The organism is Kitasatospora sp. NPDC056184 (genome assembly GCF_042268405.1).
GTDB lineage: Bacteria > Actinomycetota > Actinomycetes > Streptomycetales > Streptomycetaceae > Kitasatospora.
The window spans coordinates 323509-336425 of record NZ_JBHJUI010000004.1; the positions used below are offsets into that span (position 1 = coordinate 323509).

The 12917-nt window shown below is 76.1% G+C and carries 11 protein-coding genes; 5 read left to right on the forward strand and 6 right to left on the reverse strand.

Features of this window, described 5'->3' with window-relative positions; translation table 11 throughout:
• The first annotated feature begins 137 nt into the window (after positions 1-137).
• Positions 138-1115, forward strand: a complete 978-nt coding sequence (locus ACFC0B_RS11385) for an endonuclease/exonuclease/phosphatase family protein (RefSeq protein WP_376084886.1) — start codon at positions 138-140, stop codon at positions 1113-1115.
• On the opposite strand, the gene ACFC0B_RS11390 is transcribed toward ACFC0B_RS11385, so the two are convergent.
• Entirely contained in the window at positions 1105-2391 is a 1287-nt protein-coding gene (locus ACFC0B_RS11390; RefSeq protein WP_376084888.1) for an MFS transporter, read from the reverse strand. The genes ACFC0B_RS11385 and ACFC0B_RS11390 overlap by 11 nt on opposite strands.
• A 170-nt stretch (positions 2392-2561) precedes the next feature.
• Here ACFC0B_RS11390 and ACFC0B_RS11395 point away from each other — a divergent pair, with 170 nt between their 5' ends.
• Complete coding sequence (locus tag ACFC0B_RS11395; RefSeq protein WP_376084890.1) at positions 2562-3005, forward strand: winged helix-turn-helix transcriptional regulator; 444 nt, start codon at positions 2562-2564, stop codon at positions 3003-3005.
• A 61-nt stretch (positions 3006-3066) separates the two neighbouring features.
• On the opposite strand, the gene ACFC0B_RS11400 is transcribed toward ACFC0B_RS11395, so the two are convergent.
• Together ACFC0B_RS11400 and ACFC0B_RS11405 are read right to left on the reverse strand one after the other, a co-directional pair.
• On the reverse strand, positions 3067-3567 hold the full coding sequence (locus ACFC0B_RS11400) for a hypothetical protein (RefSeq protein WP_376084892.1): 501 nt from the start codon (positions 3565-3567) through the stop codon (positions 3067-3069).
• Between the two features lie 25 nt (positions 3568-3592).
• Positions 3593-4876 (reverse strand): DUF6777 domain-containing protein, encoded by a 1284-nt coding sequence (locus ACFC0B_RS11405; RefSeq protein WP_376084894.1) that lies wholly within the window; start codon positions 4874-4876, stop codon positions 3593-3595.
• Between the two features lie 513 nt (positions 4877-5389).
• Between ACFC0B_RS11405 and ACFC0B_RS11410 the strand changes: the two genes are divergently transcribed.
• Positions 5390-6754, forward strand: a complete 1365-nt coding sequence (locus ACFC0B_RS11410; RefSeq protein WP_376084896.1) for a streptophobe family protein — start codon at positions 5390-5392, stop codon at positions 6752-6754.
• A 19-nt stretch (positions 6755-6773) separates the two neighbouring features.
• Here ACFC0B_RS11410 and ACFC0B_RS11415 read toward each other — a convergent pair whose 3' ends face one another.
• Positions 6774-10235 (reverse strand): CHAT domain-containing protein, encoded by a 3462-nt coding sequence (locus tag ACFC0B_RS11415; RefSeq protein WP_376084898.1) that lies wholly within the window; start codon positions 10233-10235, stop codon positions 6774-6776.
• A gap of 35 nt (positions 10236-10270) precedes the next feature.
• On the opposite strand from ACFC0B_RS11415, the gene ACFC0B_RS11420 reads away from it, so the two are divergent.
• Complete coding sequence (locus tag ACFC0B_RS11420) at positions 10271-10606, forward strand: hypothetical protein (protein WP_376084900.1); 336 nt, start codon at positions 10271-10273, stop codon at positions 10604-10606.
• A gap of 12 nt (positions 10607-10618) precedes the next feature.
• Positions 10619-11449, forward strand: a complete 831-nt coding sequence (locus ACFC0B_RS11425; RefSeq protein WP_376084902.1) for a hypothetical protein — start codon at positions 10619-10621, stop codon at positions 11447-11449.
• 9 nt (positions 11450-11458) lie between these two features.
• On the opposite strand, the gene ACFC0B_RS11430 is transcribed toward ACFC0B_RS11425, so the two are convergent.
• On the reverse strand, positions 11459-11836 hold the full coding sequence (locus tag ACFC0B_RS11430; RefSeq protein WP_376084904.1) for a DUF1304 domain-containing protein: 378 nt from the start codon (positions 11834-11836) through the stop codon (positions 11459-11461).
• Positions 11833-12909 (reverse strand): serine/threonine-protein kinase, encoded by a 1077-nt coding sequence (locus ACFC0B_RS11435; RefSeq protein WP_376085110.1) that lies wholly within the window; start codon positions 12907-12909, stop codon positions 11833-11835. Before ACFC0B_RS11435 ends, ACFC0B_RS11430 begins: the two co-directional genes overlap by 4 nt.
• Between the last annotated feature and the right edge of the window lie 8 nt (positions 12910-12917).

Genomic DNA, 12917 nt, shown 5'->3' on the forward strand with positions numbered 1-12917 from the left:
CTGTCCTGCCCTGCCCTGTCCCGCCGCGCCCTGTCCCGCCGCGCGGCCCCCGGTCCGGCCCGGGCGCGGAACCACCGTCAGGGTTCCGGCGTCTTGGCCCGGGAGACGGGGGACCGGAGTGACGGACGGGGGAGCGGGTGGGCCGCGCGGGCTGGCGGGTGTGGGGGCGGCGGGTGCTGCTGGGGGTGTGCGGGGCGGTGCTGGCCGGGTCGGCGGCGCTGGTGGCCGTCCGCCTGGGCGGGTGGGACGACGGGACGTGGCTGGCCCTCGCCGTGGTGGGGCTGCCGTACGCGGCGGTGGCCGGCGTGGTCGCGCTCGGTGTGCTGCTGGCGCTGCGCTCGTGGTGGCCCGCGGCGCTGGCCGGTGTCCTGGTGGCGGTGCAACTCCTCTGGCTGGTACCGAGATTGGTGCCGGACGGCGAGGGCGCTCCGGCGGCCGACGCGCCGCGGCTGCGGGTCGCGACGAGCAACGCCTTCAAGGGCCGGGCCGACGCGGCCGAGCTCGTCCGGCTGGTGCGCGAGCAGCGGGTCGACGTGCTGGCGATGGAGGAGTTCGGTCCGGGCGCGGCCGAAAGGCTGGACCGGGCGGGGATCGCCGAGGTGCTGCCCTACCGGGAGCTGCGGCCGGGCCGGGACACCGTGCTCTTCTCCCGGCTGCCGCTGGCCCCGCTGGACGGTGCGGCCTCGCAGGCGGCCCGGGACGAGGTGGCGGCGGAGGTCGTGGTCGGCGGACGCACCGTCCGGCTGACGGCCGTGCACACCTACTACCCGCTGGGCGACGCCGGCCGCTGGGCGGAGGACTTCGACGGGCTGCGGGCGGCGGTGGCCGGCGCCGGCCGCAACGCCGTCCTGCTGGGGGACTTCAACGCGACCCTCGATCACGCGCCGATGCGCGCGCTGCTCGACACCGGTCTCACGGACAGCCACGCCGAGCTGGGGCGCGGGGTCGCGCCGACCTGGCCGCAGTCCAGCACCTCCGTCCCGGGCCTGTGGCCGGTGATCCAGATCGACCACGTGCTGCACGGGGAGGCGCTGCGCGCGGTGTCGGTGGCGGAGCACGCCGTGCGCGGCACCGACCACCGCGCGGTGGTGGCCGAGTTGGCGGTCACCGGCTGACGGCGCGCGCGGTGGCGCCGCGATCGGTGGCCCACCAGAAGGCGAGCGTGAGCAGGCTGACGCCGCCGCCCAGCAGGCAGACCGCCGTCCAGCCGCCCAGCTCGTACACCACGGTGGAGAGGATCGCGCCGAGCGCGCTGCCGATCGAGTAGAAGAGCATGTACCCGGCGGTCAGCCGGCTCCGCGCCTCGGGCCGGACCAGGTACAGCAGGTGCTGGTTGACCACGTGCACGGACTGCAGGCCGTAGTCGACCACCACCATCGCGAGCACCAGCCACCACACCGAGTGCGGCAGCAGCGCGGCGAGCGGCCAGGAGACGAGCATGGCGGTCAGCCCGACCGCCAGGGTGCGCCGGGCCCGTCCCCGGTCGGCCTGCCGGCCGGCGTACCCGGCCCCGAGCGCGCCGGCGGCGCCGGCCAGGCCGAAGAGCCCGATCTCGGTGTGGCTGAGGTCGAACGGCGGAGCGGCGAGCGGCAGCACCATCGGCGTGAGCAGCACGGTGATGGCGGTGAAGACGAGCAGCGCGAGTCCGGCGCGGACCCGGAGCACGGGCTCCTCGGCGAAGAGGGTGAACACCGAGCCGACGAGTCGCGGGTAGCGGAGGCGTTCCGGTCGGCGGCGCGTCTCGGCCGGGACGGCGACGGCGAGGACGACGGCCATGGCGCCGGTGGCGACGGCGGAGACGACGTAGACGGCGCGCCAGCCGGCGAGGTCGCCGATGGTGCCGGCGACGGTGCGGGCGAGCAGGATGCCGATCACGATGCCGCTGGTGACGGTGCCGACGACGCGGCCCCGGTCGGCGGGCCCGGCGAGCGAGGCCGCGTGGGCGACCATCACCTGGGCGACCACGGCGAGCACCCCGACCGCCGCCATGGCGAGCAGCATCAGCGGCGCCGAGGGGGCGACGGCCACGGCGGCGAGCGCCGCGACGGAGAGGCCGAGCTGGGCGGTGATCAGCACCCGGCGGTCGAGGTGGTCGCCGAGCGGGACCAGCAGCACCAGGCCGACGGCGTACCCGACCTGGGTGAGGGTGCCGACCAGGCCGACCGTGGCGCGGCCGATGCCGAGGTCGTCGGCGATGAGGTCGAGCAGGGGCTGGGCGTAGTAGACGTTGGCGACGGCCAGACCGCTCGCGACGGAGAACAGCCAGGCGACGGCGGGGGAGAGCCGGCGGCCGGTGACGGTGGCGGTGACGGCGGGGGCCGCGGTCGTGGCGGCTGCGGTCGTGGTGGCTGCGGCGTCGACCGGATCGGACGGGACCACGGGGGAGGGCACGGCGGAGGGCTCCTTCGGGGCATCGTGGTTGCAAAGTGCTACCGCGCTACCCTCGCACGGCGGGGTTTCATTAAGCAACCGCAAGGCGTCCCGAACCCGGCGCGCTAGGGTTGCAAGGTGAAACCCGCTCCCGTCGGAGCGCGGAACCGCAGGTGAGAGGAGAGGGGCGCGTGCCGAAACGCACCTCGCACGAGGAGTCGGCCTGCCCGGTCGCCCGGCCGCTGGACGTCCTCGGCGACGGATGGACGCTGCTGATCGTCCGTGACGCCTTCGACGGGCTGCGCCGCTTCGGGCAGTTCCAGAAGAACCTCGGCCTGGCGAAGAACATCCTCTCCGCCCGGCTCGCCACCCTGGTCGCCAACGGCGTCTTCGAACTGGCCCCGGCCGCCGACGGCAGCCCCTACCAGGAGTACGTGCTCACCGAGAAGGGGCGGGCGCTCTTCCCCGTCGTCACCGCGCTGCGCCAGTGGGGCGAGCGGTACTTCTTCGCGGACGACGAGCCGCGGGCCCGGCTGGTGGACCGCGCCGGCGGTGCGCCGGTCGCCCGGGTGGAGGTCCGGGCCGCCGACGGCCGGGTGCTGGGGCCGGACGACACCGAGGTGCTGCTGCCCTGACGGCGCGACGGCGCCCCGTGCACCGGGGCGGTGCACGGGGCGTGTCGGGGGAGGCGGGGCGTCAGCAGTTCCGGATGGACCAGACGGGCGTCCAGTCCTGGGTGTGGTTGGCGCCGCCGTCGGACGTGAAGGACTTCAGCACGCCGCCGTTCGCGTCGTAGAAGTACGACCTCGTGCCGCTGGTCTGGTTGTCGGCGTAGAACCCCTGGCCGTACCAGCCGCCGAGGCTGTACCGGGCGCAGGAGCGGAGGTAGAAGATCTTGTAGTCGCCGGCCGTCGGGTCCCAGACCAGGGCGCAGAGGTTGCCGGGGGCGCACTGGTAGTCGCTGTCGGCCGGGACGTGTCCGAAGGGGGCCGACGGCGAGACGGTCGGCGAGACGGCGGCGGGCGCGGCGGGCGGACCCTGGGGCGAGGACGGCGGTGCGGGTGGCGCGACCAGGACCGGTGCGGCCTGGGCGGCGGCCGCGGCCTCGGCCGGGTGGGCGCCGGCGAACGCCGTCAGCGCGGCGGTGAGGGCGCCGGCCAGGCCGAGGGCCGAGCGCTTGGGGCGAGAGCGGAGCATGGGTCCTCCCACTGTTCGGATCGGCTCAGCCGGGGGTTCCGGGGGCCGTCGCGGGTGTTTCGACGGAGGTGGTGGTCGCGGGGGTGGCGGTGGCCGTACCCGCCGCGGTGGTCGTGCCGGGGGCCGACTCGGCGGTCGTCGTGGTGACGGCCGGGGTGCTCGTCGCGGTCACCGTCGGCGTCACCGCGGTGGTTTCGGCGGGGGTCGTCGGAACGGGGGTGGTCGGGGCGGGGGTGGTCGGCCCGCTGGGGGTGCTCGTCGTGGCGCCCGGCGTGGTCTGGCCCGGTGTGGTCTGCCCAGGTGTGCTCGGGCCCGGCGACGTCGTGCCCGGGGTGGAGGCCGTCGCCGATTCGCTGTACGGACTCGTCGACGTGGTGGTCGGGCCGGTCGGCGACCACGAGGTCGAGGTGCTGCCCGAGGCCGAGGGCGAGGCGGAGGCCGACACCGAGGCCCCCTTCGGGGCCGGCTTCCAGATCGAGGGGGGCGGGACGCCGGGCGCCAGCGGGCCGGTCGGCGCCGGGGCCGGACGGTCGACGATCTCGGCCTTCCCCGTCGCCCGGGTGAACCAGCCGCCGGTGGTGACGTTCACCAGCACGATCGCGGTCACCGGCTGCGGCGCGGGGGTCAGGACGACCAGCGTGCTCGGCTGGAAGCCCGTCCAGGCCTTGCCGGTGTACTTGGCCTCGGAGACCAGCGTCGGCGGCTTCAGCGGGTTGCCGCAGCTGCACCGCACCCGCGGCACGCCCTGCGTGTCCACCATCACCGCGGTGCCGGCCGCCAGCACGGCCTGGTACCCGACGGCCGCGCCGCCCTTGTAGCCGTGGCTGGTGACCCGGGTGTCCACCCGCAGGTACGCCGAGGTCAACGAGCGCAGGTAGCCCGGGAGGGCGGACTGCTCGATGCCCTCCGCCGACGCCCAGGCCCGGCCGGTGTCACCGGTCGAGGTCATCGAGACCAGCCGCTCCACGTCGCAGCTCGGCTGGCTCATGGTGCCCCCGTACACGCCCGCCGACGTCCCCTCGACGGCGTGCAGGGCGGCGGTGGCGGGCGCGGTGGCCGCGGCACCGCCCGTCGGGGTGGCGGCGGGCCCGGTGTGGGCCGGCGTGTGGGCGGTGGCCGGGGCCGTCGTCGGGGCCGGGGTGGTGACCGTGGCCTGCATCGCCTGGGTCTCCACCGTCTGGGTGAACGGCGCCGGGCCCGGGTCCTGCGGACTCTGCAGCGCGACCTCGTTGGCGGTGGGCACGGTCTCCTCGTGTCCTCCTCCGCCGCCGGCGGTGTTGACGATCAGCACCGTCGCCCCCGCCGCCATCAGGGCCAGGAGAGCCAGCAGCGCGGCCTTCCGGCGGTCGCGCCACCAGGGCTTCGGCGGCTCCCCGGAGGGCCCGCCCGCACCCGGCGGCCCGCCGGGACCGGATCGCCCGCCGCCACCGCCCGAGGGCGGGCCGAACGGCGGCCCGGGCGGCCCGGGGTGGCCCGGGCCCGACGGCGGACCCGAGAGCGGCCCGGACGGCGGCCCGGAGGGCGGGCCGAGCGGCGACCCGGAGGAAGGCGGTTGGGAACTCATCGGGGGCTCCGATTCGCAGACGGCCGGTCCAGGTCCACCCGGCCGGCGCAGGAGACTCCTGCCACTGGCATCCATTTCTGCCCCCGGTCCCGGCCCGCCGCAACAGCAGCGCCCGCGCCCGCCCGAGCCGGCCGCCCGCCCCGGCCCGGCCGTCCCAGCCCGGGCGGGCCGACCCGTCCTGGGCCACTCTGGTGGCAGGCGCGGGGCGGGGGCCGGAACCGGACGCGCGGGGGACACCGACCCCGACAGGAGGCCCGCATGCAGCAGCAGGCCCGTCCGAGCCGGCCGCCCGGCACGCCGGCGGCCGGACCGCCCGGCGCCCTGCGCGGCTGGCTGGACGCGGTGGCGGTGGTCCTGGCCGGCCTCGTCGCGATGGCGGTCGTGGCCGCGCTCGGCCTGTGGGCGGCCGGCACCGACGAACTGCCCGACGGCGGCTTCCCGTCCGTGCTCGCCGCCACGCTCGCGCTGGCCGTCGGCGGATCGGTCGAACTCGACGGCGGCGCGGGCTTCTTCGGCTCGGTCGACGCCGGGATCACCGCGATGCCGCTCTCCGTCGGCCTGGTCGGCGCGCTGACCGTGGCCGAGGTGTTCCTGCGCCAACTGCGGTACCGCGCGGTGGCCGGCGGCCGCGAACTGCTCGGCCGCGCCACCCGGACGGCGGTGGTCTGGCTGGCCGCGCTCGCCCTGCTCTGCGCCGCCGCCCGGCACACCTTCACGGTGACGCTCGGCGAGGGCCTGGCCGAAGAGCTCGGCGGCGCCCTGGGACTCCACCCCGAGGTGGGGTTCCGCGCGGACCCCGCCACCACCCTCGGACTCGGGCTGCTCTGGCTGCTGGTCGTGCTGGCCGCGACCTTCGCGGTCTCCCGCCGGGCACCGCTGCCGCGCTCCCTGGTGCCCTTCCAACAGGCGGTCCGCCCGGCCGCGTTCGCGATGCTGCTGGTGCTGCTCGGCTACGTCGTGCTGGGGGTGGCGGCCGCGATCGGCACCGCCGCCGCCCACGGCGGGGCCCGGCAGGTCGCCGCCGTCACCCTGCTCGCGCTGCCCAACCTGGTCTGGCTCGCCTTCGGCGTCGGCCTCGGCGGCCAGTGGCACGGCCACCTGGTCGGGGCGGTCGGACTGCCGGTGCCCAAGCCGCTGGCCGCCGTGCTGCGCACCGGCCCGGGCCAGGAGGGCGGCACGGTGAGCCTCGGCACGCTCGCCGAGCAGGACGCCCGGGCCTGGTGGCTGCTCCCGCTGGCCGCCGTCCTGATGCTCGCGGCCGGGGTGCTGGCCGCCCACCGCTCGCCGCGCGGGGTCCGCCCCTGGCAGCACGCCGTCCGGCTCGCGGCGGCAGCCGCCGTCACGGTCCTCCTGGTCGGCGTCTGGACGAGGGTCTCCGCCGACTACGGCCTCTCCGTGCTCGGCGTCGGCCTCGGGGAGGGCGGCCTGGGCGACCTGCTGAGCTCCGTCCTCGGCCCGGCCGCCGGCCCGGTCGGCCCCGCCGCCGTCCTGGCCGGAGGCACCCTCACCCTCGACCCGCGGCTGTGGACCCTGGTCCCCCTCGCCGCCGCCTGGGGCCTGCTGGCCGGCCTGCTCGGCGCCCTCGCCGCGGCCCGCCTGCCCCGCCGCGGCGAGACCCGCTGACTTCGTGGGGGCCGGCCGGTCAGGGCCCGATGTGCTGATAGCCCGCCCATGCCAGCGGGTCGTTCGGACGCTGGGCGCGCTGCCGTCGCGCCGCCCCGGCAAGGCCCCGGGCGATGCGTCCGTCGGTCGCGCCGGGAAGGCGGACCTCGCTGTAGAAGGCCGCGGCGACATCGACGGCGCTGACCTCGCTCACCGGCCACAGGGTGCCGACGACGTGCCGGTACCCGGCGAGCTGGAAGGCGGCCGCGGGGTGGAGGGGCTCGTCGAGCAGCCGGCCCGAGTCGATCCCGGTGGAGCAGGCCGAGAGATAGGCGAGCTGGGCCCCGTCCAGTCGTAGCGCGTCCACCCGGCGCGGGGTCAGCCGGGTGCCGGAGGCTAGCGAGAGGCCGTCCTCGCGGTAGCCGTGGCAGGAGAAGTGCACGGCGGAGTAGGCGTGCAGGCGGGAAGCCACTTGGTCGGCCGTGGTGGTCGCGTCGAGGTGGTCGGTGCCGGGAACGAGGCGGCGGACGTGGCCCGTCTCCGCGTCGGCCAGTTGGAGACCGGGTCCCTCGACCGTGAGCATCGGACGTTCGGCGCCCGGTGCGGAGCGGCCGCGGGTGTGGTGCAGGGCTCGCAGTGTAGGGGTGTACGAGCTGACCGCCCGGTCGAGCATGGTGCGCGTCGGGTCCTGGCCGCGCATGTCGGTGACACCGGCGGCGTGCAGGGGGAGCAGGGCGAACGGTCCGGTGGGCACCCACCAGAGACGTGACGGGGCGTGACCGGGCCGGTGGGCCAGGCCGAGGGTCTCGGCGACCGGTTCGACGACGGTCTCCCAGAGCCAGGTGAGCAGGTCGGCGATCGGTTTGGACCGGTACAGCGCCTGCGCGCGCTCGTCCTGCTCGCGCCGCCGGGTGAGTTCGTCCAGGCGTACCGCCTGCTCGTAGACCCGCTCGGTCGGAGCGTCGGGCAACGGGACGACGGTGCACCGCCCGTCGGCGATCACGAGGGCGTCGGTGCCGCGCAGGTGACTGGTGGTGAGGACGACGACCGGGCCGGCCGCGCCGAGGTCCAGCAGTTCCTGCTCGCCGGGCGGCAGGAGCAGGCGTTCGAACCCCGGCAGCCGGCGGATGCGACGCAGGAGGCGTTCGCGGCTTCCGGCGTCCGCCTGGCGCCGGTCGTGGTCGTCCCCGTGGTCGGCGGTGAGCAGGGCCTCGAGTTCGGCGGCGTGCTCGGGGTGGACGCGGTGGAGGTCGCCGAGGCCGGTGCGGGCGGCGAGACCGCCGGCGAGCAGAACGCCGCGGGCGGCTTCCAGGTGCTGCACCGCCCGCAGCGGTGGCGCGCCCGCGGTGAGTGCTGCGGCGCAGGCGTCGGCGCCGAGCACCATGGCGTGGCGTCCGAGAACGCGTTCGAGGTCGTCGCGGCCGAGGCGGGGCGAGGCGAGCAGCGGGACGCTGTCCGCGGCAGCGCCGAGAAGTCGGGCGGCGGCGGTCCAATCCCCGGCCTGGGCGGCGATCGAGGCGGCGTCGCGGGCGTACATCACAAGGTGTGAGGGCAGAACCGCGGGGTGGGCGACCAGACGGTCGGCGTAGGAGACGAGCTCGGTGAGGAGCCCCGGGTCAGGGACTTCCTGGTAGCGGCTCGTTCCGGAAGCGATGAGTGCGGAGAGGATCTCGGCCTCGCGGACGGTGTCCGGCAGGGCGTTGGCAAGCTGCACCCGCAGGAGATCGGCCGTGCCGGGGGCCCAGGGATTGCCGGCCGTCACCGCGTCGGCGATCTGCCCGATGATCCGGCCGGCCGGGCTGTCGGGTGGTACCTCCGGGCTGGTGGACATCAGCCTGCCGAGCGCGGCGAGCGCGTCGAGGTCCAGCCCGCCGGGTTTCGTCACCACGTCGCGGTACCGCTCCACAACGGTGACAAGGGTCGCGTTCGCGTCGCGATCGATGACGGCCAGGAGCGCCGCAGCAGCCGCCACGACCTCCGAGGGGTCGTGAGGGGCGCCCTCGGCGGCTGCCTCCACGGCCCGTTCGGCGGCCCGGAAGAACGCGCTGCTGCGGGACTCGGACTCGCGGAGTGCGATCTGCCGGGCGACGATCGCGGCGAGCGCCGGATCTCCGGCGATCCGGTCGACGGTCGGCAGGTCGAGGGGCTCGGTAGGCCCGTCGAGTCCGTCCGAGGAGCCCACGGCCCGGCGGCGCTCGTCGCGCAGCCGTCCCAGCAGGGTGCGGGCGTCCGCGCGGGCCAGCCCGCCGGTGCGGCTCTCAAGCACGGCCCGGCAGTGGGCAATGCCCGCGTCCAGCCGTTCCACGGCCCCGGTGAACCGGAACTCGACCTGATCGAGCTCGGCCTCGGCGATCCGCGCCTCGCCGAGGCGGTCGGGGTCCTCGGCCGTCCGTTCGGCCCACCGCGCGACGCACCGCCGGGCCCGCACGAGGACCGGAGTGTCGCCGGTGGCCTGGTACCGCCTGGTCAGGTAGGCGGCGAGGGTGCTGAAGGCCTGGACGACGGAGGGTGCGTCGGCAGCCCCGTCGTCGACGATCCGCAGGGACAGCTCTTCCAACTCGGCGCCGAGCCTTCCGTCGTCGTCCGGCCCGGTGGTGAGGCGCATCGCGAGGATCGGGAGGTGTGCGGTGAAGTACCCCACCCGGTCCGGGTCGGCCGGTTCAGCGGCGGCGACGACCTGGCGACCGATGTCGACGGCCCTGTCCAGCTCGGCGGAGTAGCCTGGCGCTGTCCGGTCGTCGGGGGCCGAGGTCAGCTCCAGCAGGCTGAGGAACCAGGCCCGGCGCGGGTGCTCCGGCGGTGCCTCGGCACACGCCTGCCGGGCCGCCGCGAGCGCGCGCCTGCGCAGTGGCTCTGACCGGCCGTGCCCGACCGACTCGCCGAGGAGCAACGCACCGACCAGGGCTGTTGTCGTCGGGCGGAGCCAGTGGCCGGCGGGCAGCCGTTCGAGTACCTCGTCCAGGATGCCCGCGGCCTCTGCGGTGCGCCGCTCCTGCAGCAACCGGACGGCCTGGTCCCACCGGCCGACGGCCGCCGTCACGCTGGGGGTGCGCCCCCAGCCGAGGCCGGAGAGCAGGAATGCGCGCAGGTCGGTGGCGGCGGACTCGCAGCCGGCCAGGGCGGCGTCCGCGGGCCAGTCGGTGCCCCGGTCTCCCGGCGCGGGGGCGCGTAGAGGCGATGGCAGCAGCTCAAGGGAGGTCCGGCCGGTCATGGCGAGCCAGTCGGCCGCGAAGCGGGCGGTGCCCGCGTTCACGGCGTCGGCCGTCTCCGCCGGGTCCGCGAGCAGGTCGGCCCAGGCCCAGAGCCCGAGCGCCTGCGCCTTGCGGGGCTCGCAATACGGCGTTCCTCCGGCCCGCTTCAGCAGCGCGGCGCGGTCGCGCGCCGCCTCCTCGGTGCACAGCCGTCCGTGCTCGCCGGTTGCCGCATACGCGGTCAAGTGTCTTAGTGCTGCAACAAGTTCCGGTTCGGTGCCGTCCGGCGGGAAGGTGTCTGCGGTAGACATGACGCCATGGTGGTGGACACCGGGGGAGGTTGTCAGTGCTTTCGAAGGAAGCGGTCGTCGGCTACGTCTGCGAGTACCTGAAGGATCTTCGGGAGGAGCTCCGGCCCGGAGAGGCGGGTGATCTGGTGGCGCGCATCGGCAGTGGCGAGGCGACCGTCGGGGAGCTGACGGAGGCGCTGGAGCGGGCGGGCTTCGTCATCGATCCCGGCGGCCTGCGTTCGGTACCGTCGCTCCCGGGCGGACGGGTCGGCGAGCCGGACGCGGAGTGGGTCTGCCCTGCGGGACGCTGCGACCGGAGCTGGCGGAGGCGCTTCGTCGGCCAGTCGGTGCCGCACTGCGAGGTCGGGGCGACGCCGCTGCGGCGCGCCTGACGGGCGGCGGCGATGACCTCGTTGCTGAAGGGGTTCCTCGGCAAGGCCGCTGAGCGCTGGGCCGTCCAACTCGGCCTGCCTGGTGTCCTGTTCGTCGCCCTGTGCTGGACGGCCCGGGTGCTCGGGCACGGGGACGCCCTGGACGCCCGCCGGCTGGTGACGGCCTCGGCCGACGCGGCGGCTCCGGCCACCGCGTCGAATGTGCGGGTCGCCGTGCTGCTGGCGGCCGTGGTGGCGTTCGTGGCGTTGGTGTCGACGGTGGTGGCGCTGACCGTGCGGGAGGCGGGGCCTCTGGTGCAGAAGGTGTGGCTGGGAGAGGGGCGCTGGGGGCTCGGCCGCGCCCGCCGGGACCCGGCGACCGGGGCCTACGCCCCGACGTCCGGGATCGGTGCGCGGTTCAGTCGGCTGCACGCCGGGATCGGGTCCTACTACCAGCTGGACCTGGCCGTGGCCTGGCCGCGGCTCTGGCTGGTGCTGCCTGACGCTGCGCGGACGGAGCTGACCGCGGCCTCGGCGGCGTTCCGGCAGTCCGCCGAGATCCAGGTGTGGGGGTTGGCCTGTCTGCCGGTCGCGTGCTGGTGGTGGCCGGCGGTGGTTCCGGCCGTGGTGTTGATCGCTGTCGGTTGGGCGCGAGGACGCGCCGCGGCCGCGGAGTTCGCCGTCCTCGTCGAGGCCGTCGTCGACGTGCACGGGGCGGCGCTCGCGGCGGGGCTCGGGTTCCCTTGTCCGGACGGCCGGCTGACCGACCTGATCGGCGCACAGGTCAGCGACCACCTGGCCCGCCGGGGCGGACTGCGGCGTCCGGTGCGGCAGGCGGTGCCGCCGCCGGGGGCCGGTTCCTGACGGCGGCGGTCAGCTCGCGGCGTGGGCCAGGAGGACGACGGCCGGGGGGAGGGCCTGGGCGAGGGCGCCGCGCCAGAGGCGGGGGGCGGAGGTGGCGAGGGTGGCGCCGGCGGCGATCATGAAGGCGCTGAGGTAGATGATCAGGGTGCGGCCGACGACGGGCTCGCCGGTGTGCAGGGCGACCAGGCCGGCCACCAGGCCGAGGGCGAGGAAGAGGTTGTAGAAGCCGGCGTTGACCCGCCACAGGCGCACCTGCGGGGCGTCGGCGGTGGAGGCGGTGAGCAGGCGGCGGACCCGGGGGTGGCCGTAGAGGAAGCTCTCCAGCGGCCACACCATGAGGTGGACCGCGGCGGCGATCAGCGCGAAGACCTGGCTGACGGCGTTCATCTGGAACTCCTCCGCGCGGGTGGACGGACGGCGGGGAGGGCCCAGTCGGGCGGCTCGGGGACACCGGGGCCGCCGGGCGGCGGGCCACCGGGCACGGGGACCACCTCGGTGGGCGGGCCGGCGGAGGTCCACGGGCCGCCCTCGGGGGGAGCGGCGCCGGGCGGGGCGGTGGCGGGCGGGGCGGTGGCGGCGGCGCGCAGGTCGGCGACGAAGCGGAGGCAGCTCTCGTAGCGTTCGCCGGGTGCCTTGGCGAGCGCGCGGGCGACCACCGCGTCGACGGCGGGCGACAGGTCGGGCCGGTGCTCGCGCAGGGTGGGCGGGGGCTCGTTGAGGTGGGCCCAGAGCAGGGCGAGGTCGCTCTCGCGGCGGAACGGGGGCGCGCCGGCGAGCATCTCGAAGACCACGCACCCGAGGCCGTACTGGTCGCAGCGGCCGTCGAGCGGGCGCCCGGAGATCTGCTCGGGCGCCGCGTAGTCGAGGGTGCCGACGATCTGGCCGACCCCGGTCAGTCCGCTGAGCGACAGGGATTTCTTGGTGAGCCCGAAGTCGGCGAGGTAGAGGTGTTCGGGGTGCTCGCTGTCGGTGCCGGCGGCGACCAGCACATTGCCGGGTTTGACGTCCCGGTGGACCAGGTCGTGGTCGTGCGCGGCGTCCAGGGCGGAGGCGATCTGCAGGGCGAGCCCGGCGGTCCGGCCGAGCGGGAGGGCGCCGCTGCGGGTGATCAGCGAGCGCAGGTCGCCGCCCTCGACGTAGCGCATCGCGATGAACAGAATGCCGTCGGCCTCGCCGGCCTCGAAGACCGGGATGATGTGCGGGTGGTCGATCGCGGCGGCGACCTGCGACTCGTGGATGAAGCGCTGGCGGAAGACCTCGTTGCGGGACAGCTCGGGGGCGAGCAGCTTGACGGCGACGGTGCGGCCGAGCCGGAGGTCCTTGGCGCGGTAGACGACGGCCATGCCGCCGCGGCCGATCTCCTCCTCCAGGCGGTAGCCGGCGACCCGGCGCCCGACCAGGCCGGCGGGCAGGTTGGGCGGTTCCACGGCGTCGTCGGGCTCAACGGCGGCGGGCTGCACGGCGTCGT

Coding starts and splice junctions, on each gene's coding strand:
- ACFC0B_RS11400 (WP_376084892.1), bottom strand. CDS start 3,567: ATGCTCCGCTCTCGCCCCAAGCGCTCGGCCCTCGGCCTGGCCGGCGCC.
- ACFC0B_RS11405 (WP_376084894.1), bottom strand. CDS start 4,876: ATGGCGGCGGGGGCGACGGTGCTGATCGTCAACACCGCCGGCGGCGGA.
- ACFC0B_RS11410 (WP_376084896.1), top strand. CDS start 5,390: ATGCAGCAGCAGGCCCGTCCGAGCCGGCCGCCCGGCACGCCGGCGGCC.
- ACFC0B_RS11415 (WP_376084898.1), bottom strand. CDS start 10,235: ATGTCTACCGCAGACACCTTCCCGCCGGACGGCACCGAACCGGAACTT.
- ACFC0B_RS11425 (WP_376084902.1), top strand. CDS start 10,619: ATGACCTCGTTGCTGAAGGGGTTCCTCGGCAAGGCCGCTGAGCGCTGG.
- ACFC0B_RS11430 (WP_376084904.1), bottom strand. CDS start 11,836: ATGAACGCCGTCAGCCAGGTCTTCGCGCTGATCGCCGCCGCGGTCCAC.